The organism is Pseudomonas sp. B16120, assembly GCF_044218845.1.
Taxonomy (GTDB): domain Bacteria; phylum Pseudomonadota; class Gammaproteobacteria; order Pseudomonadales; family Pseudomonadaceae; genus Aquipseudomonas; species Aquipseudomonas paracarnis.
In genome coordinates, this window is record NZ_CP162588.1 from 3,544,019 (window position 1) to 3,566,131 (window position 22,113).

Sequence of the window (22,113 nt, forward strand, 5' to 3'; positions counted from 1 at the left end):
GCGATGGCGGTGTGTCAGTTGCTGCATCTGTGACTGCACTACCGCTTTCGCAGGCAAGCCAGCTCCCACATTGGCCCTGTATTGCCCACAGAATCAGCGCCTGACATAAATCCCCTGTGAGAGCGGGCTTGCCCGCGATGGCGGTGTGTCAGTTGCTGCATCTGTGACTGCACTACCGCTTTCGCAGGCAAGCCAGCTCCCACATTGGCCCTGTATTGCCCACAGAATCAGCGCCTGCCACAAATCCCCTGTGGGAGCGGGCTTGCCCGCGAAGGCGGAGTGTCAGTTGCTGAATCTCTAACTGAACCACCGCTATCGCAGGCAAGCCAGCTCCCACATTGGCCATGCATTGCCCACAAAATCAGCGCCTGCCACAAATCCCCTGTGGGAGCGGGCTTGCCCGCGATGGCGGTGTGTCAGTTGCTGCATCTGTGACTGCACTACCGCTTTCGCAGGCAAGCCAGTTCCCACATTGGCCATGCATTGCCCACAAAATCAGCGCCTGACACAAATCCCCTGTGGGAGCGGGCTTGCCCGCGAAGGCGGAGTGTCAGTCACTGAATCTCTAACTGAACCACCGCTATCGCAGGCAAGCCAGCTCCCACATTGGCCCTGTATTGCCCACAGAATCAGCGCCTGACACAAATCCCCTGTGGGAGCGGGCTTGCCCGCGAAAGCGGTGTGTCAGTCACTGAATCTTTAACTGAACCACCGCTATCGCAGGCAAGCCAGCTCCCACTTTGGGTTTACCCGCCCTAGCGGATCTGGTGTTTATGCAGCAACCGGTAGAACGTCGGCCGGGAAATCCCCAGTACACGGGCCGCGACACTGAGGTTGTCGCTGTGCCGGTTGAGCACATCGCACAACGCCTGACGTTCGGCACGGTGTTTGTAGTCTTCCAATGTCGCCATCGGCGCCGACATGGCTTGCTGGCCTTGCAGCCCCAGGTCAGCCGCTTCGATCTGCCGCCCTTCGGCCAGTACCAGGCCACGCCGCACGCGGTTGGCCAGTTCACGCACATTGCCCGGCCACGGGTGTTGCCCCATCGCCACCAAGGCCTCTTCGCTGAAACTGCGCGGGCGCCGTCCGGTTTCCTGGCTGTAAAAACGTGAAAAGTGGTTGGCCAGCATCGCCACGTCACCATGGCGTTCGCGCAACGGCGCGGTGACCACTTGCAGCACATTCAGGCGGTAATACAAGTCTTCGCGAAAGGCGCCCTTCTCTACCGCAGCCTCAAGGTTGACGTGAGTGGCGGCCAACACCCGTACATCCACCGGGATCGGCTGGCTGCCGCCAACGCGTTCGATGTGTTTTTCCTGAAGAAAGCGCAACAAGTTGGCTTGCAGCTCCATCGGCAGATCGCCGATTTCATCGAGGAACAGGGTGCCGCCGTTGGCCGCTTCAATACGCCCGATCTTGCGCTGATGGGCGCCGGTAAACGCGCCTTTTTCGTGACCGAACAGCTCGGACTGGATCAGGTGTTCAGGAATAGCGCCACAATTGATCGCGACAAACGGCTTGGCATGCCGCTGGGATTGGCGGTGCAGGGTCTTGGCCACCAACTCTTTGCCCGTGCCACTGTCACCGCGGATCAACACCGGGGATTCAGTCGGCGCCAACTTGGACAACAATTTGCGCAGCTCACGAATGGGGCGGCTCTCGCCCAGCAATTCATGGGGCTCATCCACCGGCGCGTAGCCCTTGCCACGCAGGCGCGCCATGCCGAACGCGCGACCCAGGGTCACCTGTACCCGGGACACATCGAAGGGTAAGGTATGGAAGTCGAAAAACCATTCGCAGACAAAATCGCCTACGTTCTGCAAACGCAGTACATCCTGGCTGAGCACGGCGATCCACTCGGTGCCGCTGCGACCAATCAACTCCTTGACCGCTTCGGGGCGCTCCAGGTGATCCCGCTGCAAGCGCAGCAGGCCCACATCGCAGGAGCGCTCCCCCACCGCCTCCAAGGCACAGCTGTCTACTTCCCAGCCGGCGGTGCGTAAACCGGGTAATAACCCGTGGCAATCGTCACAGGGGTCGACCACCAATAAGCGGCGTTGGGCGGGTGTCGCAATCATGACTATTCCTTGGCGCCAAGATTGTTAAAGTTATTTAGAAACAACAGTTTGTGGCGACCGTTGGTAACCCTAGCAAGATCTTGACGCTTTCCTTGTACCCTTTCGCTATAAGTGCGGGCAAAAAGCCATGCTTGTTTCGTAGCACGCTGAAAGTTGCTCGTCAGTGAAACGCTTATGGCGCTTTCAAAACAGCCGCTTACATGACGTCAATCAGGAAAAGTTAAATTTTCTTGCCCTAGCATGTGACCCGCACGCCACCATCGTGCATCAGTACAAGTAACCCACCGCACGGTCAGCCCAACCGCCGGTACTCACTTGAATGGGCATACAGAGAGAAGACCCAAATGAACGCTCCGCTGCGCATCAACGAAGCTCTTTTGATTGCAGACCGTGCTTTCCAGCCCTTTCAGTGCGTGGCCTGGCACGATGGCGTCGGCGCCCTCAGCCTGAGCGTCATCGACCGTACCAACACCCGCATCGGCAGCAAACAGCTGTCCTGCACTGCGTATACCGACCCGGCTCAACTTGAAAACCTGTTGTTACAGGCCCGCGCCGAGCTCGATAAAGATGGCCACCAGTTGCAGTCCTGGGCAATGCCGAAGTAATGCAATGCGGCAACTTCCAGCCAACGCCAAACATCGGCTGGAAGTTGCGCACTAAAACGTCAGTTACTTAGCGTGCCGCGAGAATAAACCGTTCGAACGCCTCGGCAGCGCCGTCCTCGACATTGCTGCCGGTCACCACATTGGCCTGGCGCTTGACGGTTTCTTCGGCCTGGCCCATGGCAATCGACAATCCCGCCACATGAAACATCGCCGGGTCATTGCCACCGTCACCAATTGCAGCCGTTTGCGCAAGCGGCACGCCCAGGTGCTCGGCCAGGCTTTTCAAGGCTTCGCCTTTGTTGGCCAGCATCGCGGTCACATCCAGATACACCGGCTGCGAACGCGATACCTGGGCCGACCCCTGCACTTTCGGCTGCAATTGCGCCTCCAGCTCCACCAGCAACTGGGTGTTGTTGCTGGCGGCGACGATCTTGTCGACCCGGTCCAGGTAAGGCTCGAAACTCTCCACCACCACCGGCCCATAGCCCAAGCCGTCGGCTTCGCGCTGCACCATGGGCCCGGGCGGATCACGGCGCAGCCAGTCGCCATCGGCAAACACCCAGACTTCCACGTCCGGCTCGGCCGAAAACAGCGCCAGGGTGATCAGCGCCGCTTCCGCCGGCAGATGGTGAGCAACCAGGATGCTGCCATCCGGGTTGACCAACGTACCGCCATTAAAGCCAGCCACCGGCACATCGATGCCAAAGGTCTCGATCAAATGCCGCATGGCTTTGGGCGGACGCCCGCTGGCCAGGCTGAAAAGCACCCCGGCCTCGCGCATGGCGCGAATGGCATCGGCGGTGCGTTGGCTGAGGCTGTGGTCGGGATGCAATAGCGTCCCGTCCACATCACTGAGGACAAACCGGATGGGATGAATCGTCGCGTCACTCATCCGAGGCTATGCCAAGCGCGGCCATCGCGGGCCAGCAAGGCATCGGCCGCTGCTGGGCCATCCTCACCAGCCTTGTAAGCCTGGATACCGTCATCTTCCTTCCATGCATCCAGGAACGGCTGCACCGCACGCCAGCCGTTCTCGATGTTGTCGGCACGCTGGAACAAGGTCTGGTCGCCGGTCATGCAGTCGTAGATCAGGGTTTCGTAACCCGTCGACGGTTGCATCTCGAAGAAGTCCTTGTAGTCAAAGCCCAATTCGATATTGGCCATTTCCAGGGTCGGCCCAGGCTGCTTGGCCAGCAGGTCGAACCACATGCCTTCGTTCGGCTGGATCTGGATCTTAAGGTAAGTGGGCTTGAGCTCATCGACTTCGGTATCGCGAAATTGCGCATAAGGCGCCTGCTTGAAGCAGATCACGATCTCGGTGTCACGGATGCTCATGCGCTTGCCGGTACGCAGGTAAAACGGCACACCGACCCAACGCCAGTTATCAATCATCACTTTGAGCGCGACGAACGTCTCAGTGCTGCTGTCCGGCGCGACGTTGGCTTCTTCGCGATAGCCGGGTAACGGCTTGCCGGCGATTTCGCCGGCGGTGTATTGGCCGCGCACGGAGTTGGCCCGCGCATCTTCCAGCGACCAGGGGCGGATGGCACCGACCACTTTGGCCTTCTCACCCCGCACCGCGTCGGCACCAAAGGCTGCCGGCGGTTCCATGGCGACCATTGCCAGCAACTGGAATAGGTGGTTGGGCACCATGTCCCGCAGTGTGCCGGTCTTCTCGAAGAAGTTGCCCCGGGTTTCAACGCCGACGGTTTCAGCGGCAGTGATTTGCACGTGATCGATGTAGTGGTTGTTCCAGAACGCTTCGAACAGCACGTTGGAGAAACGGCTGACCAGGATGTTCTGCACCGTCTCCTTGCCCAGGTAATGGTCGATGCGGTAGATCTGCTTCTCGCTCATCACCTTGAGCAGGCAGGCGTTGAGCGCCTCGGCGGTGGCCAGGTCGGAGCCGAACGGCTTCTCGATCACCACGCGCCGAAAGCCATCGTCCGTTTCATTCAACAAGCCAGCGCTGCCCAGGCGCTGCACCACTTCACTGAAAAAGCGCGGAGCGGTGGCCAGGTAGAACACCGCATTGGCGGTGCCGCTGTCAGCGATCTTGCTGGCGATATCGGCATAGGTGCTGTCGTCGAGGAAATCGCCCTCGACGTAGCTGATGCCCTTGGCCAATTGTGCCCACAACGCGGGATCGAGGGCGTTCTCGGCATTGCCCCTGACCTTGCTGGAGGCTTCGGTACGAATGAAGTCCTCAAGTTTCTTGGCAAAGTCCGCGTCGCTGATGGCGTTGTGATCAACGCCGACAATACGCAGGCCATCGCCCAGCAACCCATCGCGGCTCAGGTTGTACAGCGCCGGCATGAGCAGGCGCTTGACCAGGTCGCCATGGGCGCCAAACAGAAACAATGTGGTGGGTGGAGCAGGTTCGGCCTTGGGTTTCTTGCCGTTGACGGTCATTTTTTGGAAGTCTCCACATGGCCACCAAAGCCGAAGCGCATGGCAGACAGCATTTTGTCACCGTAGGTGCTCTGCTGGCGGGAACGGAAACGCGCGAACAGCGAGGTCGACAACACCGGAACCGGCACCGCCTGCTCCATGGCTGCTTCGATGGTCCAACGACCTTCACCGCTGTCGGCCACAGAGCCCGAGTAGCCGTCAAGTTTGGGGTCGGTGGCCAGGGCATCGGCGGTCAGGTCCAACAACCAGGACGACACCACGCTGCCACGACGCCAGACTTCGGCGATGTCGCCGACGTTGAGGTCAAAGCGCTGGTCTTCCGGCAGGTTTTCCGAGTTCTTGGTCTTGAGGATGTCAAAACCTTCGGCAAACGCCTGCATCATCCCGTACTCGATGCCGTTGTGGATCATCTTGACGAAGTGCCCCGAACCCGCTGGGCCGGCGTGAATGTAGCCCTGCTCGGCACGTGGGTCGGCAGAGGCCGAACGGTCCTTGGTGCGCGGGATGTTACCCAGGCCCGGCGCCAGGCTTTTGAAGATCGGGTCGAGGCGATTCACGGTCTCGGTGTCACCACCGATCATCATGCAGTAGCCACGTTCCAGGCCCCAGACGCCGCCCGAGGTGCCCACGTCTACATAGTGCAGGCCCTTTTCAGCCAGGGCTTTGCCGCGACGCACGTCGTCCTTGTAGTTGGTGTTGCCGCCGTCGATGATCACATCGCCGTCTTCCAGCAGTTCGCTCAGTGCGTTGATGGTGTCTTCGGTGGGCGCGCCCGCCGGCAACATGACCCAGACAGCACGGGGCTTTTGCAGGCCGGCCACCAGTGCTTTCAAGTCGGCGACGCCGGTGGCGCCCTCCTCGCTCAAGGCTTTGACGAAGGCTTCGTTACGGTCGTATACAACGGTGGTATGCCCATTGAGCATCAGGCGCCGCGCAATGTTACCGCCCATGCGGCCTAGTCCGATAATCCCCAGTTGCATGTGCTGATGCTCCTAACTTCTAAAAAATGTGTGACATAGTTTATAGCGCAATGAGGCTAATGAGGGTTAGTCCAGAGCGGATCCGTGTAGTTTCATGACAAAAAAGTGGCCATCGTTTCACCATCACCCCGGCAAAAGTCACACGACCGCCAAAAATAAAAAAGTTCCCTTGCTGCGAAAAAGAATTCAAACTTGCTTCCGACTGTTGCCAAAAACCTGTTTTGGCACCGCGATCTACCGGCTATTTGCGAGGTAAGCAATGAGCACAGCACAGATGACCCGTCCGCCACAGACCCTCTACGTCACCCTCCGTCGCGATGAACTGCGCCAGTTGAAAGACGAGCGCGATCAGTTGCAACAGGAAGTCCTGCGCCTGCGCTTGCACCTTCAAGCCCAGCTCGATCAACCGTCGGATGCCAAGCCAGCCCTGTGCTGAAAGCCGGGCCGAACGCGTTGTAAGGCAATACCTACAGAAAACTCACAAAGTTTTCACATTCCCCTCTTGATACTCCCGTTCCGCGATGCCGCTCACTTCCTGGGCGGCCCGATGTTGCGCGCCTGTGCGCGACAATCTTTCTCTGATGGGGCGCTGGATGGCGATGTTCAAACGCAGCACGACGACTGCGAAAGGCTTTGATTGGGCCGGCCTTGGCTGGTTATTCCTGTTTTTCTGGTATTTCTCGGGTATTACCCAACTTCTTATCCAACTGACCGGCACCTCCGGCTTCAGTGGCTTCCGCCAGGCCTTCTTCATGAGTGCGCTGTGGCTGGCGCCGATGTTGCTGTTCCCGCGTCGTACACGCCTGCTCGCCGCCTTGATCGGCGTGGTGCTGTGGGCTTGCTCCATGGCGAGCCTGGGTTATTTCTTCATTTATCAGCAGGAATTTTCCCAGAGCGTCATCTTCATCATGTTCGAGTCGAACATCTCTGAAGCCGGCGAATACGCCACCCAATACTTTGCCTGGTGGATCGTGCTGGCGTTCATTGCCCACACCGCCTTCGCCATCTTCCTGTGGACGCGCTTGCGCCCGGTGTACCTGCCGCGCGGTCAGTCGATCGTGGCAGCCATTGCCATCGTCCTGGCGGTGGTGGGCTACCCACTGGTCAAGCAGATCGCCACCAGCGAAACCATGGAATTGGCCATCGACCGTTTCGAAACCCGCATCGAGCCTGCCGTGCCTTGGCAGATGATCGTCGCCTACCGTCGCTACACCGAGCAGCTGGATAACATGCAAGGCATGCTCACCAGTGCAAGCAAGATCCCGCCCTTGAACAACCTCAAGGACAGCATGGCCGGCCAGCCGTCCACACTTGTCTTGGTCATCGGCGAGTCGACCAACCGCCAGCGCATGAGCCTCTACGGCTACCCGCGCAACACCACGCCGGAACTGGACAAGCTGCGCGACCAACTGGCCGTGTTCGATAACGTCATCACCCCGCGCCCCTACACCATTGAAGCGCTGCAACAGGTGCTGACCTTCGCTGACGAAGAAAACCCAGACCTGTACCTCAAGACACCGTCGATTGTCAGCGTGATGAAACAGGCCGGCTACAAGACCTTCTGGATCACCAATCAGCAGACCATGACCAAACGCAACACCATGCTCACGACCTTTTCCGAACAGGCCGACGAGCAGGTGTACCTCAACAACAACCGCAACCAGAACGCCCGTCAGTACGACGGCGATGTACTGGCGCCGTTTTCCAAGGCCCTGGCCGATACCGCCGAACGCAAATTCATCGTGGTGCACCTGCTGGGCACCCACATGAGCTACCAGTACCGCTACCCGCCGACCTTCGACAAGTTCACCGACCGCCAGGGCGTGCCAGCGGGTGTCAGCGATGCGCAGTTGCCGACCTACAACAGCTATGACAACGCGGTGCTGTACAACGATTTCGTGGTCTCCAGCCTGATCAAGGACTACGCCAAGACCGACCCCAACGGCTTTTTGCTGTACCTGTCGGATCACGGCGAAGACGTGTTCGACTCCGCCGGCCACGACACCTTGGGCCGTAACGAAGGCAAGCCGACCGCGCCGATGTACACCATCCCGTTCATGGCCTACGCCTCGCCAAAATGGCGCGAAAGCCACGACTGGAGCTTCGCCAGCGACTTGCAACGGCCTTACAGCAGTTCGCAGTTGATCCACACCTGGGCCGACATGGCAGGCTTGAGTTTCGATGAGCTGGACCACAGCAAGAGCCTGGTAAGCGACAGCTTCAAGCCACGCCCCCTGTTGATCGGCAACCCTTACGAGACCAAGCAGAAGGCGCTGATCGACTTCAGCCTGATCAAGCCCAAGAAGGCCGACGGCGCCGAAGTGGTGGCCAAATAAGCCAGGGGCTTGTAACAGAAAGATAATAATCATTCTCGTTTAACCCTAAAGTTCCGCAGCTCCTTTCGTCTTTGAACCAAGCCCTCCCTGCCTGGGGAGGTATCCAAGACGACAAGGAGTCTGCAGTGATGTTCGCGCCCTTCACCCGTTCCATGACCTTCACCCTCGGCCTGTTCAGCCTGGCGCTGAGCCCGGATTCGCTGGCCGACACCGACCCCGATACAGCCCCCGCCAAAGCCCTGGAACTGGGCGCGACCACCATCAGCGCCGACAGCCTGGGCGCCACCACCGAGCACACCGGCGCCTACACTACTGGCTCGATGAGCACCGCCACGCGGCTGAACCTCTCCGTCAAGGAAACCCCGCAATCGATCTCGGTGGTCACACGCCAGCAGATGGACGACTTCAATCTCAACACCCTGACGGATGTGTTGCGCCAGACCACGGGCGTCAACGTTCAGCATTACGACTCCGATCGTGTCTACTACTCCGCCCGAGGCTATGGCATCAGCAACTTCCAGGTTGACGGGATGCTCAACACTTTCGGCTACATGAAGACCGACGCCGACACCATCATCTACGACCGCATCGAAGTAGTGCGCGGCGCGACGGGCCTGACCACGGGCGCAGGCGACCCTTCGGCCACCGTAAACATGGTGCGCAAGCGCCCTACCGCCCACTGGCAGGCCAAGACCGGCATCAGTGGCGCCAGCCATGACAACTACTACAGCTACGTCGACGTCGGCGGCCCGCTGGCGTTCGACGGCAAACTGCGCGGGCGTAGCGTGCTGGCTTACCGTGACAGCCAGTCCTTTCGTGACAACTATGGGCTGCAGCGGGCAGTGGGCTACGGCATTCTCGAGGGCGATCTTTCCGACGATACCGTGCTGGCCGTCGGCTTTGATTACCAGGACAAACAGGTACAAGGCACCTCCTGGGGCACCGTGCCCTACTGGAACAGCCAGGGCGGCAAGGCCAGGCTGCCCCGCTCCACCAACATGGCGGCGCACTGGAGTTCCTGGCCGCTGACCGACAAGACCACCTTCGCCACCCTCGACCATCGGCTCGGCGGCGACTGGCACCTGAAGGCCGCCTATACCCATCGCCAGAGCGACACCGATGGCAAGGTGTATTACGGCGGCGCCGGTTTCCCCAACCCCGACCGCAGCGGCATGACGGCCTGGGCCAGCCATATGCGCGGCACCTCGCGCATGGAGGCCATCGACCTCAACCTGGCCGGCAGCTACACGCTGCTGGGCCGCGAACACGCGCTGATGATGGGCTATGGCGAAGCCGCCCAACGGGATGTCTCGCCCTTCATGCGCAGCGACCTGCCAGCCAGCTACTACCCCATCCAGGACTGGAAGCACATGGGCGGCATCGGCAAGTTCACCGACCAGGTGACCGACCTGAAGGGTGAGCACAGCAAGAAACAACAGAAAGCCGGTTACCTGGCCACAAGGCTGAGCCTCACAGACCGCTTGCACGCCGTACTGGGCAGCCGTTACGGCAGTTGGGAGCTGGAAAGCGCAGAGCCCAAATACGATGCCAACGACCAACTGACCGCTTCGGGCAAAACCAGTCAGACCCACAATGATATGTGGACGCCTTACGCCGGCCTGCTCTACGACATCACGCCGCAGTACACCGTCTACGCCAGCTATACCGACATCTTCAAACCCCAGGACTACCGTGATGCCAACAAGAAGTACCTGGAGCCCGTGGTCGGCAGTAACTACGAAGTGGGCCTCAAGGGCAGCGTGCTGAACGAGCGCTTGAACCTGGCCGCCGCGTACTTCTGGAGTACCCAGGACAACGTCGCCGAGCGGGATGACTCAGTCCCGCCCAACCCGGTCACGGGCGAGGAGTACTACAGATCCGGCGGCAAAGGTAACAAGGTCAACGGCTTCGAGCTGGAAGCCGCCGGTGAAATCACGCCGGACTGGAACCTGACCGCCGGCTACACCTACACCCATTCAGTCAATGGCTCGGACAAACGCAATAACACCAGCCAACCCTTGAACCTGGTGAAGATCTCCAGCGCCTATCGCCTGCCGGGCGCCTGGCGCAACCTGACGGTGGGCGGCGCAGTGAACTGGCAGAGCGAAACCTACGACTTCAGCAACCGCCCGACCGGGCAGCGCAACAGCGAAGGCCGGCCGATAACCACCCGGGCGAAGATCACGCAACAGGGCTATACCGTGGTCAACCTGATGTCGCGCTACCAGTTCGACGAACAGGTTTGGGCGTCGGTCAATGTGAATAACCTCTTTGATAAGAAATACTACGAGCGCGTTGGTTTTTATAACGGCGTGTATTGGGGTGAGCCGCGTTCCGTCACGCTGGCATTGGATTGGAAGTTATAGCCCCGCCCGTTGAAGTTAACAAAACTGTTAACTTCAACGGCATCTCCCGTTAATTCCCACTTAATAAGATAGCGCCATAGTCGCTCCATGATCTGATCACGGAGCGACCGGACACCTATCACTTTTAATGGGAATACCGCGATGAAAATGTCGACCTTGATACTGGCCAGCCTGATGACCCTGACCTCCGCCGCCGCCTTTGCAGAGGGCGGCGCAGAGCGCTCCAAGGAGTTCTACAACAACTTCAGCTTCATTCAGGAAAAAACCCACGGCAAGGCTGAGCAACAAGTTGCCAGCGCCGATGGCAAATCGGTTAAGTCTGAGACTGTTGATCAGGCACAACCGAACAGCTGAGTTAATGCTTACTTAATCCGTAGCACCCTGCGCCATTCTGCTCCGTTGGCAAAGGTTTATTGGGCGCCCTTTAATGGCGCCCTTTTTTTGCCGGTTATTTATTACAACGGCTTATGCCAGAACAGCATTCGCCCATGGGCGGGATCAAACACTGAGTCGTCAAACCCGAACTTGCGGTATGCCGACTGCGCCAGGGCATTACCTTCCAGCACTTCGAGGGTGATCTTGCAGCAACCGCGCTGCCGGGCGATTTCCTCGACCTTTTGCAGCATCTTCTGACTCAACCCCAAACCCCGAAATTGCTCCTTCACCATCACGTCGTGGACGTTGACCAAGGGCCGGCAGGCGAAGGTCGAAAAGCCTTCGAAGCAATTGACCAACCCCGCTGGCTCCCCCCCGACGAACGCCAGCACACTGAACGCGTGTGGGCGCTTGGCCAGTTCGGCTGGCAGCTGCTGCAAGAGATCGGCTGGCAGGCTGTGGCCGCCGCCCATCGGGTCTTCAGCGTAAGAGTTGAGCAGCAGGCCAATGGCGTCGGCGTGCACGGCGTTGGTATAGCTGGCTTGCAGCACCAGGATGTCTGGGGTGTCCATGTCCTTCCTCGATAGCGACAACCAGGGAATCGGTTCCCTTTGAGAGGTGCGATTGTAAGCGTGGAGTCGGCAGTAGATGAAGGAGATAAGCGACAAATAGCTGACAGAAAGTGCGAAGGTTGCGCGCATCAAAGCGTGCAATGAGCTTTGGTACAGCGATTTTTCCTATGTGGCGAAGCGTTGCAGCTGCATCTCTTGCAGACGGCTCAGGGTGCGGCGGAAAGGAAACTCCAGGTAGCCTTCGGTGTACAGGCTGTGCAACGGCACCGCGGCGTCGATAAAGAGTGGCACTTTGCGGTCGTAGCATTCGTCCACTAACGCGATAAAACGTCGCACGCTGTCATCGTGCACCGACAACTGCGGCAACTCTCGATCCCCGGCCACCACGCGCTCGGCGCCATCTTCGGTGCCACGGGCAATTCGACCCGGGCGTATTTGTGCACTGAGGTTAGGGACGTCTCCCAGCAGAATGGCGTGGAAGCGATCACACACCAGCATGAAATCCATGGCGGCCAGGGGTTGCTCACACAGGTCGGCATAGCGACACCAAAGCACGGTATCACTGGCCTGCACCGTCATGATGGTGCGGTGCCCTACGCTTACCGCCACACTGTTCACGGCTTGGCCTTGGCTCAATTGTCGGAACACCGCCGCCAGTGCCTCGGGTTGATTCACCCAATAACGCTGCATGCCCACGCCGGGATGCAAGCGATGATCCTCGCCACCGTCCACGGCCACCACCTGCATATGCTGCTTGAGCGCATCGATGCCCGGCAGGAAACGCTCACGGTTGAAGCCATCGGCATACAGCTGGTCGGGCGGCTGGTTGGACGTGCACACCATCACCACACCCTCCTCGAACATCACCTGGAACAGGCGACCGAGAATGATCGCGTCCCCGATGTCATTCACAAACAGCTCATCGAAGCACAGCACACGCACCGCCTGGCTCAGCTCCCTGGCCAACGCCTGCAAGGGGTCCTGGGTGCCCGTAAGCTGGAATAAACGCTGGTGGACCCAGGCCATGAAGTGGTGAAAATGCTGACGCCGCGCAGGCACGCGCAGGCTTTGGTAGAACTGGTCCATCAACCAGGTCTTGCCACGCCCCACCGGCCCCCAGAGGTAAACGCCGGCAATCGACGAACGCCCTTGATGCAAGGCCTCGTGACAGGCTTGCAAGGCTTGTACCGCCCGGCGCTGGGCATCGTCGGCGACGAAACCTGGTTGGGCGATTGCATGTTGATAAGCGGCGAGAGGCGAGTCGAAAGTCATGCTTGCCAGTATGACGGACGCAGAGCTGTCGAGGCGCGAAATCTTGGCCTGTTTGCCTGAGGCGAGGATGAGTATTTGCACAACGCTGTAACGGTAGACGGTAACCACGATGCGAAGCGAGCCGCTCTTGATCTTGATCTTAGGCGCCCCGTTAAACCACGCTGGCCGGAATTCGACAGGGATTTGGGGGGTAAACCGGCAGGGATGCCGGTTTAGCCGCCCCGCGCCATGGATGGCGCGTGGCGGCGGCCCCCCAAATCACTGGCGGATTACGGGCACACCGAGCCTGGGCGAGGTGCCGAGTGGTGGGGCAAGAGCGTTTTTTTACTTTTGCGCTTTTCAAAAGTGAGCCGCTGTAAAAGCCAGCCCTTTCAAGGTCTTCTGTAAAATCCCCTGAAATTCATTCAGGGGGTACCTAAACGATGTGGGCGGAAGTTCTAGCGCGTTTCGAAAAAAAAGCACCTGCCAGTGTCATGGCCAAACTGGCGCTGCAGCAGGCTATTGCCCCCGAGTGGATTGATCAGGTTTTCGAAGAACACCGGCAACGGCAGTATTCTCGTGAGCTACTGTTCTCGACCATCATCAAGCTAATGTCCCTTGTTTCATTGGGCTTGAAGCCATCTCTGCACGCCGCCGCGCGACAACTGGAGGACCTTCCGGTCAGCCTGGCGGCTCTCTACGACAAGATCAGTCGTACCGAGCCTGCTCTGTTGCGCGCCCTGATTACGGGCTGTGCACAGCGCCTGGCTCCAACCATCCGGGAGCTGGGCTGCACGGCGATGCTGCCGGGTTGGCAGGTTCGGGTAGTGGACGGTAATCACCTGGCATCCACTGAAAAACGTCTGGGAGCTTTACGCAACGAGCGCGGCGCCGCTCGTCCCGGTTTTTCGGTTGTTGCATACGATCCCGATCTGGATCAGGTCGTCGACCTTCAGGCGTGTGAGGATGCCTACGCAAGCGAGCGCGTTTGTGTGCTGCCTTTATTGGCCAATGCCGAGCCAGGCCAAGTGTGGCTGGCTGACCGGCTTTATTGCACGCTCCCGGTTATGGAGGCTTGTGAGCAAGTCCAAACTTGCTTTGTCATTCGTCAGCAAGCCAAGCATCCACGCTTGATTCAAGAGGGTGAGTGGCAAGAGCCAGTACCTGTGGAAACTGGCACTGTGCGTGAGCAGATCATCCAGGTCAAAGGCGGTTACCAATGTCGGCGTGTCGAACTGACGCTTCATTCGCCAACGGACTCCGGCGACAGCAGCTTGATGTTCTGGAGCAACCTGCCTGAGAGCGTCAGTGCGCAACAGATCGCCGAACTGTATCGCCGCCGCTGGAGCATTGAAGGTATGTTTGGGCCTGTCCCCCGGCAGCGTACGCCATGAAGCTGGTTATCCAGTCTTCTGCCTCAAGCTCTTTGCATATTCGTTCGGAGACCGATACCCCAGAGCTGAGTGCAGTCGACTGCTGTTGTAAAACCCATGCACATAGCTGGCGATCGATAGCTGTGCCTGTTTTTTGGTGGGGTAGACCCCAAAAGCCTCCTCTCTTTTCAGCGTAGCGAAAAAACTCTCCGCCACTGCGTTATCCCAGCAATTTCCCTTTCGACTCATGCTCTGTTTGAAGTCCTTCTTAGCTAACGCTAGACGGAACTTACTGCTTGCGTACTGACGGCCCTGATCGGAGTGAAATACTGCTCCGCTAGTGCCAGAACAGGCGCTCCAGGCATTCAGAAACGCACTTTCCACCAGGCCATCTGGCATGCGGTCTGACAAGCTGTAGCCCAAGATCTGGCGGGTCTGGATGCTCAACACTACGGCCAGATACAGCCAACCCTCTCTGGTTGGGAGATAGGTGATATCACTGACCCAAGTCGGAGTGGGGTTATCGATGGCAAACTGCCGCGCCACCACATTGTTCGCGACCGGCAAGTAATGGTTGCTGTCAGTGGTACAGGGCCTGAAACCGCGTTTGGACTTGCCGTGAATACCCTCCTCCTGCATCAACCGGCTGACTCGCTTGTGGCCCACTGCATACGATTTCTGGCGTAAGGCTGCGACCAACCGTGGCCGACCGTAGGTGTGTCGACTGGCCGCATAGACGCTGCGCAACTCAATGCGAATCTGAGCGTCAGGATCAGGGCGAGGCTGCCTGTGCGTGTAATCGTAGAAACCTGAAGTTGAGACTTCCATCACCCGGCACAACATACGTACCGGGTATTGAGTCCGTTCAGCAGCGACGAAGGCGTATCTCACCTGGACTCTCTGGCGAAGAATACCGCCGCCTTTTTTAGGATTTCACGCTCCATTTTTAGCTCGGCAACCTCGGCTCGCAGGCGGGCAAGCTCGCTGTCCTCCTTAGTGATGGGCTTGCGCTCGGGCGAGCTCAACGGTTGACCCTTGCGCGTGGCGTTCACCCAGTTATCGAGCGTTTTGACGGACATCTCTAGCTGGCGGGCAGCTTCGGTTCTGCCAACGCTTTCAGCTAACGCAACCGCTTGAGTCTTGAACTCATCGGTGTAGTTACGGCGAGTGGATGGATACATGGCAACCTCCAAGAGAACGATTTAAGTATCGCTTCTTGGCGTCCGTTGTCACGGGACAGGCCCAGTTCCAGCGACTGGAAGCGATCCTGGAAAGTGAGATCGAAACCCTTGGCAGCCCAAAGGCTGCCTTACTGGGGTTCGCAACGGCGGTATTGGCTTACAACGTCCTGGCTGTTCTCAAACGCAGTGTTGAACAAGCTCATCGGGATACCCAGCCTGAAGGATGGGAAGCCTCGATTTACCATTTAGCGGTTCAGGTCAGGAGTGGATATGAGGGAATGCAGATTGCGCTGCCCTCGGAACATTTTCCTGTCATTCCGTTGGAAAAACTGGCTCAGCACTTATTGGCGCTTGCCAGAAATATCCAACCTAAACAAGTTGCGAAAAGCCCCCGTGGCCCCAAGGTACCCAAGCCCAAAACATGGGTTAAAGGCACCGCGGTGAATGCGCATGTTTCAACGGACCGGATAATCAAGGCTGCCAAGACGAAAAGACCTTGAAAGGGCTGGCTGTAAAAGCGGAACCCTAAGTGGCCGTTACCGCAGGAATGGATATGTACTCGGTATAACTGTATCGACTGTCAGGCCGCTATCGCAGGCAAGCCAGCTCCCACAGTTGGATCGTTGGGGTGTCGGGTAGATAGGCGTCGGCTGGCGGGCCGCCTTCGCAGGCAAGCCAGCGCCCACAGGTCCACGTTAGCGCAACACCGTGGCCCCCTGGCACGCCTGCCCCGCCCTCTCACAGATCTCCCACCCACCACCCAGCGCCTTATAGATCCCCACCACCGCCAAGCGCTGTTCCGTGCGCGCCGCCGTCAACGCCCGGCGGCTGGTGAAGTCCGCGCGTTCGGCCTCAAGCACATCCAGGTACACCCCTTCACCTTGCGCAAACCGCTCACGCGCAAAGCCGGCTGCCTCACGATTGGCCGCCGCTTCCAGCAGCCGCAGGCCCAGGGCATTACCGGCCGTACGGTTGGCCTGGAACGCATCATCAGTTTCCTGCAGGGCTCGCAACACGGTCTGGTCATAAGCGATCAATGCCGCCTGGGTGCGTGCCTCGCTGGCGGCAATCCGCGCTCGTACGCGCCCGGTGTCCAGCAGTGACCAGCGAATCACCGGCGCGATAAAGTTCGACTGCATGCCCGCATCGCCCAGGGCGCTGAGACTTCCGGCCAGTAAACCGATAGAGCCCTGCACCTGGATGTCCGGATACAAGCCAGCGGTTTCCACGCCAATCTGCGCGGTCGCAGCCGCCAGCGTGCGTTCGGCCGTGGCAATATCGGCGCGGCGCGCCAACAAGCCGGCCGGGTCTCCCACCTGCAACGTGCGCAGGTTCAAGGTTTCACGCCCAGGCCGGGCCAGCGGTGGCTTGAACCCCTGGGGCGCTTGCCCCAGCAGCACCGCCAGCGCGTTGGTTGACTTGGCGCGACGTCGCTCCAGGTCAGGCGCTACCGCCTCGACATTGCGCAACAAGGCCTCGGCCCGCAGCCGGTCGAATTCGGTGGCGGCGCCGACGCTGACCATCTGCCCCACCAGGCCCAGGCTGTCGCGCTGGCTCTGACTGATATCCGCGACCACCGCCTGTTCGGCTTCGATCCCTTGTAACTCGAACCAGGTTGCCGCGACCGTCGCCGCGACGCTCGCTTGCACGCTGCGCAGCAATGCCTGACGCGACCCCGCCTGGGCCTGGGCCGCCTCCACCGAGCGACGCACGCGGCCAAACAAGTCGATTTCCCAGGCTGCATCCACCGCCGCGCGGGTAGTTTCAATAGAGCGCTGCTCGCCGAAGGGAGTCTCGACCTCGCTACGCTGGCGGTGCTCGTAGCCCAGGGCAGCGCCGCCGCTGGGCAGGAAGCCTTGGCGGCTTTCGCGCAGCAACGCCTTGGCTTCGTCCAGGCGCGCGGCAGCGATGCCGATGTCGTGGTTGGCCGCCAGTGCCTGTTGGATCAATTGGCTCAGTGCCGGCTCGTCGAACACTTGCCACCACTGCACCTCTACCTCGCCCGGACCAAGCCCGGCGATGGGCGCGCCGAAGCTCGTCGCCCGCTGCGCAGCAGGCAGCACCGGCGCGGAGTAATCAGGCCCAACCGAGCCGCAACCGGCCAGCAGGGTCAACGACAACAGAAAAGCTGGATACGCCTGTTTCATGATGCGCTCTCCTTTAGCTGCACCTTCGGACTCGCCCCCTGGCGCTGCACGCGCAGCGCCAGGCTGCGCATCACCACATAGAACACGGGCGTCAGGAACAGGCCGAACAGCGTCACGCCCAACATCCCGGCAAACACCGCAACCCCCATGGCATGGCGCATCTCGGCGCCGGCGCCACTGGCAAATACCAGCGGGACTACGCCGGCGATAAACGCCAGGGACGTCATCAGGATCGGGCGCAGGCGCAATTGACAGGCGTGGATCACCGCTTCCAATGGGCTGGCGCCTTCGGCTTCGAGGCTGCGGGCAAACTCGACGATCAGGATGGCGTTTTTCGCCGCCAAGCCCACCAGCACCACCAACCCGATCTGCACGAACACGTTGTTGTCGCCCTCCACCAGCCACACGCCGAGGATTGCGCTGAGCAGGCACATGGGCACGATCAGCAACACCGCCAACGGCAGCAGCCAACTGTTGTACTGCGCGGCAAGGATCAGATAAGCCAGCAGCACACACAGCGGGAAAATAAACAGGGCCGATGAGCCGGCGAGCTTTTGCTGGTAGGTCAGGTCTGTCCATTCATAGGTCACGCCCTCGGGCAGTACCTCCTGGGCCAGGCGCTCCATGAGCGCAACCGCCTGCCCGGAGCTGACCCCTGGCATCGCGCCGCCAGAGATATCCGCCGAGGGATAGCCGTTGTAGTGAATCACCCGGTCAGGCCCGGAGCTCGGCGTGACCGTGACAAACGCTGATAACGGCAGCATGTCCCCGGCGGCATTGCGCACCTGCAGGCGGCCAATGGCTTCGGCCTGCATGCGGTGGTCCGCATCGGCCTGGGCCGTGACTTTGTAGGTGCGGCCAAACCGGTTGAAGTCGTTGACGTACAGCGACCCCAGATAGACCTGCAGCGACTCGAACACATCCGCCAGGCGCACGCCCTGGCTCTTGACCTGGGTGCGGTCGATGTCGACATTCAGTTGCGGCGCATTGACGTCCAGGCTGGTCATCAGCCCGGCCACTTGGCCTGACTCAGTGGCTTTGGTCATCAGGACCTGGGTCTGCTGCACCAGCGCCTCAAGCCCGACGCCGCCACGGTCCTCGACCTGCAGCTTGAAGCCCCCGGTCACCCCGAGCCCCGGCACCGGTGGCGGCGGGAACACGCCGAGGAAGCCGTCGGGGATGCTCGCAAACTTGGCTTGCAGACGCCCGGCGATGGCGACCGCCGCCATATCCGGCGAGGTGCGCTCTTTGAACGGATCAAGCATCACAAACATCACCGCCGCATTCGGGACGTTGACGAAGCCGTTGACCGACAGCCCCGGGAACGCCACGACGCTCTCGACACCCGGCTCATCCAGGGCGATTTTCGACATTTGCCGCACCACCGCATCGGTACGCTCCAACGAGGCCGCGTTCGGCAGTTGGGCGATGCCGACCAGGTAGTATTTGTCTTGCATCGGCACGAAGCCGGCCGGTACCGCGTTGAAGCCGAACCAGGTCAACGCGAGCAAACCGCCGTAAGCCAACAGCGCCACGCCGCGACGGCCGACGACCTTGCGCACGGTATTGCCATAGGCTTGTGGCGCTCGCTGAAACGGCCGGCCCAGCACCTCAAGCAGCCGCGTGGCGCGACCACGCAGGCTGCGCGGGTCATGCACCAAGGCCGCATGCCGTGGCCGCAGCAACAGGCCGGCCAGCGCCGGGCTGAGGGTCAACGAGTTGACCGCCGAGAGGATGGTGGAAATCGCGATGGTCAGCGCAAATTGCCGATAGAACTCGCCTTGCAGGCCACTGAGAAACGCGGTGGGAATGAACACGGCCGCCAGCACCGAGGTGATCGCAATGATAGGGCCGGTGACCTCGCCCATCGCCCGTCGCGCAGCCTGCATCGGCTCCTCGCCGTTCTCGATATGCCGCTCGACGTTCTCCACCACCACGATGGCATCGTCGACCACGATGCCAATCGACAGCACCAGGCCAAACAGCGATAAGGTATTGAGGGAGAAGCCCATCAGGTGCATGACCGCAAAGGTGCCAATGATCGACACCGGCACGGCCATCAAAGGAATCAGCGACGCACGCCAGTTGCGCAGGAACACCACCACCACGATCACCACCAGCAGGATCGCTTCCATCAGCGTGATGGCCACCGACTCCAGCGAAGCGCGCACAAACACGGTGGGGTCATAGGCAATCCGCGACACCAGCCCCTCGGGGAAGTTGGTTTGCAGACGCTGCATGGTCTCGCGCACCGACTGCGCCACATCGAGGGCATTGGCCCCTGGGCTCTGGATGATCTGCAAGGCCACCGCCGGCTCGCCGTCCAACAGGCTGCGCAGCGCGTAGGCATCGGCACCCATCTCGATACGGGCCACATCACGCAGGCGCGTGACCTGGCCGTTATCGCCGGTGCGGATGATGATATCGCCGAACTGCTCTTCGTCCGTCAGGCGCCCGAGGGTATTAACCGTGACCTGGAACGCCGCAGTAGAGTCCGGCGCCTGGCCGACCGAGCCGGCGGCCACTTGCACGTTCTGCTCGCGCACGGCAGCAATCACATCACCGGCGGTCAAGCCTCGGGCGGCGATCAGGTCCGGGTCGAGCCACAGGCGCATGCTGTATTCACCCGCGCCCCACACCAGTACATCGTTGATCCCCGGAAGGCGTGACAGCTCATCGCGCACCTGGAGGTAGGCATAGTTGGAGATATAGAGCGGATCATAACGTTGGTCGGGGGACAGCAGGTGGACCACCATGAGGATGTCCGGCGAGGTCTTCTGCGTGACCACGCCCAGGCGCTGCACCTCTTCGGGCAAGCGCGGCAAAGCTCGCGAAACACGGTTCTGCACCTGGATCTGCGCCATGTCCGCGTTGGTGCCCTGGGCGAAGGTCGCGGTCAGGATCATGCGGCCATCGGTGGCCGACTGCGAGGTCATGTAAAGCATGCCCTCGACCCCGGTGATCACCTGTTCCAGCGGCGCGGCCACCGTCTCGGCAATCACCTGCGGGTTGGCCCCCGGATACGACGCGGTCACTTGCACCGTGGGCGGCGTGACGGCCGGGTATTCGCTCAACGGCAAATGGAAGAAGGCCACGATGCCGCCGATCATCATCAACACCGAGAGGACAATGGCGAAGATCGGTCGGTCAATGAAAAAGCGTGGGAAGCTCATTGCACGCCCCCCACCGCCAGCGGCGCCTCAAGCGGCTTGCCCTCGATGCTGGCGGCCAGCGGTGTCACCTGCATGCCGGGGCGCACCAGCCCTTTGACGACAATGCGCTCGCCCGGTTGCAGCCCCTGTTCGATGACCCGCAGGCCGTCGACCACTGGGCCCAGTTCCACCGGGCGGTATTCGGTTTTATCACCTTCACCGACTACCAGCACATAGCGACGGCCCTGGTCGGTGCCGATGGAATGGTCGGCAATCAACACCCGGGGTTGCGCCGCGCCGGTGTCCAGCTTGACCTTGGCGAACAGCCCCGGCGTCAAGCGCCCATCCGGGTTTTCCACCACCGCACGCACGCGCACCGTGCCGGTCTTGCGGTCAGCCGAGTTGGCCAGAAAATCCACGCGACCGGCCCGTGCATAGGTGGTGTCGTTGAGCATCGCCACCATGACCTTGGCGGCTTGTTCGCCCTTGGCCCCGGCGTGTTGCCGCGTCGCTGCCAACGAATGCAGGTAGGTGCGTTCATCCACATCGAAATACACATGCAAGGGGTCGATGGAAACAATCGTGGTCAGCGCTGTTTCCCCACGGGTGACATAGTTGCCTTCCGTCACCAGGGCGCGGTCGATACGCCCGCTGATAGGTGCGGTGACGCGGGTGTAACTCAGGTCCAGTTGGGCCGTATCCAGCGCAGCCCTGGCGGCCTCCACCTGCGCTCTGCCGGCGTTCAACGAAGCAACGGCGGTGTCGAGACGATCACGTGCCACCACCTTCTTGGCATATAACTGCTCGGCACGGCCATGCTCGGCCTGGGCCAGCAACGCATTGGCCTCGGCCTCGCGCAGACGTGCCTTGGCTGCGTTCACTGCCGCCTGGAACATACGCGGATCGATCACAAACAATGGACTGCCCTTGGCCACGAACTGCCCTTCAGGCACGCTGACACTTTGCAGATAGCCACTGACTCGCGGGCGCAATTGAACCTGGTCGATGGCGGTCAACGAACCGGTGTACTCCACAAACGGCGTCACCGCACGCGCCACCACCTGGGCTACCGGCACGCCAGGGGGCTTGGCGGCCGCGGCTGGCGGTGAATTGTCTGAGCATCCGCCCAGCGTCAACGCTACGGCCAACACCCCGGTGATCAGGCTGACTGGTTTGGTGTACATCGTTCACCCTCCTTGGAATTTTCAAGACAAACCGACACGTGGGTTTTTATCCGGCTTGCCATACTGGGAAGGTCAAGCGCTATAAAACCGGGGGTGTGTTT

At 60.4% G+C, this 22,113-nt stretch carries 16 protein-coding genes and 2 pseudogenes; 7 read left to right on the forward strand and 11 right to left on the reverse strand.

The window, feature by feature from the left end:
- Positions 1 to 755 precede the first annotated feature (755 nt).
- A complete protein-coding gene (locus AB4P90_RS16435; RefSeq protein WP_014718743.1) occupies positions 756 to 2,078 on the reverse strand; it encodes a sigma-54 dependent transcriptional regulator in 1,323 nt (440 codons plus the stop codon).
- Positions 2,079 to 2,422: 344 nt separating this feature from the next.
- Between AB4P90_RS16435 and AB4P90_RS16440 the strand changes: the two genes are divergently transcribed.
- Complete coding sequence (locus tag AB4P90_RS16440; protein ID WP_014718744.1) at positions 2,423 to 2,683, forward strand: hypothetical protein; 261 nt, start codon at positions 2,423 to 2,425, stop codon at positions 2,681 to 2,683.
- A 67-nt stretch (positions 2,684 to 2,750) separates the two neighbouring features.
- Here AB4P90_RS16440 and AB4P90_RS16445 read toward each other — a convergent pair whose 3' ends face one another.
- Genes AB4P90_RS16445 through gnd form a run of 3 tightly spaced genes read right to left on the reverse strand, consistent with a single transcriptional unit; the run spans position 2,751 to position 6,075 of the window.
- Positions 2,751 to 3,575: a Cof-type HAD-IIB family hydrolase gene (locus AB4P90_RS16445; protein ID WP_395605149.1), complete on the reverse strand. Its 825-nt coding sequence runs from the start codon at positions 3,573 to 3,575 to the stop codon at positions 2,751 to 2,753.
- Positions 3,572 to 5,095: a glucose-6-phosphate dehydrogenase gene (zwf, locus tag AB4P90_RS16450; RefSeq protein ID WP_019817572.1), complete on the reverse strand. Its 1,524-nt coding sequence runs from the start codon at positions 5,093 to 5,095 to the stop codon at positions 3,572 to 3,574. The genes AB4P90_RS16445 and zwf overlap by 4 nt, the downstream gene beginning before the upstream one ends.
- Entirely contained in the window at positions 5,092 to 6,075 is a 984-nt protein-coding gene (gnd, locus tag AB4P90_RS16455; RefSeq protein WP_019817573.1) for a phosphogluconate dehydrogenase (NAD(+)-dependent, decarboxylating), read from the reverse strand. Before gnd ends, zwf begins: the two co-directional genes overlap by 4 nt.
- 274 nt (positions 6,076 to 6,349) lie before the next feature.
- Between gnd and AB4P90_RS16460 the strand changes: the two genes are divergently transcribed.
- From AB4P90_RS16460 to AB4P90_RS16475, 4 genes are all read left to right on the forward strand, one after another.
- On the forward strand, positions 6,350 to 6,511 hold the full coding sequence (locus AB4P90_RS16460; RefSeq protein WP_014718748.1) for a DUF6026 family protein: 162 nt from the start codon (positions 6,350 to 6,352) through the stop codon (positions 6,509 to 6,511).
- 157 nt (positions 6,512 to 6,668) lie between these two features.
- On the forward strand, positions 6,669 to 8,411 hold the full coding sequence (locus AB4P90_RS16465; RefSeq protein ID WP_020302095.1) for a phosphoethanolamine transferase CptA: 1,743 nt from the start codon (positions 6,669 to 6,671) through the stop codon (positions 8,409 to 8,411).
- Between the two features lie 128 nt (positions 8,412 to 8,539).
- On the forward strand, positions 8,540 to 10,777 hold the full coding sequence (locus tag AB4P90_RS16470; protein WP_395605150.1) for a TonB-dependent siderophore receptor: 2,238 nt from the start codon (positions 8,540 to 8,542) through the stop codon (positions 10,775 to 10,777).
- Between the two features lie 141 nt (positions 10,778 to 10,918).
- The gene (locus AB4P90_RS16475) at positions 10,919 to 11,131 is read left to right on the forward strand and encodes a hypothetical protein (protein ID WP_014718750.1); all 213 of its coding nucleotides are present in this window, start codon (positions 10,919 to 10,921) and stop codon (positions 11,129 to 11,131) included.
- Between the two features lie 101 nt (positions 11,132 to 11,232).
- On the opposite strand, the gene AB4P90_RS16480 is transcribed toward AB4P90_RS16475, so the two are convergent.
- Both AB4P90_RS16480 and zapE read right to left on the reverse strand, forming a co-directional pair.
- The gene (locus AB4P90_RS16480) at positions 11,233 to 11,724 is read right to left on the reverse strand and encodes a GNAT family N-acetyltransferase (RefSeq protein ID WP_014718751.1); all 492 of its coding nucleotides are present in this window, start codon (positions 11,722 to 11,724) and stop codon (positions 11,233 to 11,235) included.
- Positions 11,725 to 11,889: 165 nt separating this feature from the next.
- On the reverse strand, positions 11,890 to 12,996 hold the full coding sequence (zapE, locus tag AB4P90_RS16485; RefSeq protein WP_058410957.1) for a cell division protein ZapE: 1,107 nt from the start codon (positions 12,994 to 12,996) through the stop codon (positions 11,890 to 11,892).
- A 473-nt stretch (positions 12,997 to 13,469) separates the two neighbouring features.
- Here zapE and AB4P90_RS16490 point away from each other — a divergent pair.
- Positions 13,470 to 14,339, forward strand: a pseudogene (locus AB4P90_RS16490) (IS4 family transposase); the annotation flags it as partial.
- Between the two features lie 36 nt (positions 14,340 to 14,375).
- On the opposite strand, the gene AB4P90_RS16495 reads toward AB4P90_RS16490, so the two are convergent.
- Both AB4P90_RS16495 and AB4P90_RS16500 read right to left on the reverse strand, forming a co-directional pair.
- Positions 14,376 to 15,239: an IS3 family transposase gene (locus tag AB4P90_RS16495; protein ID WP_020300743.1), complete on the reverse strand. Its 864-nt coding sequence runs from the start codon at positions 15,237 to 15,239 to the stop codon at positions 14,376 to 14,378.
- Positions 15,236 to 15,529 (reverse strand): transposase, encoded by a 294-nt coding sequence (locus AB4P90_RS16500; protein WP_020300742.1) that lies wholly within the window; start codon positions 15,527 to 15,529, stop codon positions 15,236 to 15,238. The genes AB4P90_RS16495 and AB4P90_RS16500 overlap by 4 nt, the downstream gene beginning before the upstream one ends.
- A gap of 56 nt (positions 15,530 to 15,585) precedes the next feature.
- Here AB4P90_RS16500 and AB4P90_RS16505 point away from each other — a divergent pair.
- Positions 15,586 to 16,029 (forward strand): annotated as a pseudogene (locus AB4P90_RS16505) (IS4 family transposase); the annotation flags it as partial.
- A 195-nt stretch (positions 16,030 to 16,224) separates the two neighbouring features.
- Here the strand turns inward: AB4P90_RS16505 and AB4P90_RS16510 are convergent.
- The 3 genes from AB4P90_RS16510 to AB4P90_RS16520 are packed head-to-tail and all read right to left on the reverse strand — an operon-like array spanning position 16,225 to position 22,012.
- Complete coding sequence (locus AB4P90_RS16510) at positions 16,225 to 17,676, reverse strand: efflux transporter outer membrane subunit (protein ID WP_395605151.1); 1,452 nt, start codon at positions 17,674 to 17,676, stop codon at positions 16,225 to 16,227.
- Positions 17,673 to 20,849, reverse strand: a complete 3,177-nt coding sequence (locus AB4P90_RS16515; RefSeq protein ID WP_019817196.1) for an efflux RND transporter permease subunit — start codon at positions 20,847 to 20,849, stop codon at positions 17,673 to 17,675. The genes AB4P90_RS16510 and AB4P90_RS16515 overlap by 4 nt, the downstream gene beginning before the upstream one ends.
- Entirely contained in the window at positions 20,846 to 22,012 is a 1,167-nt protein-coding gene (locus tag AB4P90_RS16520; protein WP_014718755.1) for an efflux RND transporter periplasmic adaptor subunit, read from the reverse strand. The genes AB4P90_RS16515 and AB4P90_RS16520 overlap by 4 nt, the downstream gene beginning before the upstream one ends.
- Between the last annotated feature and the right edge of the window lie 101 nt (positions 22,013 to 22,113).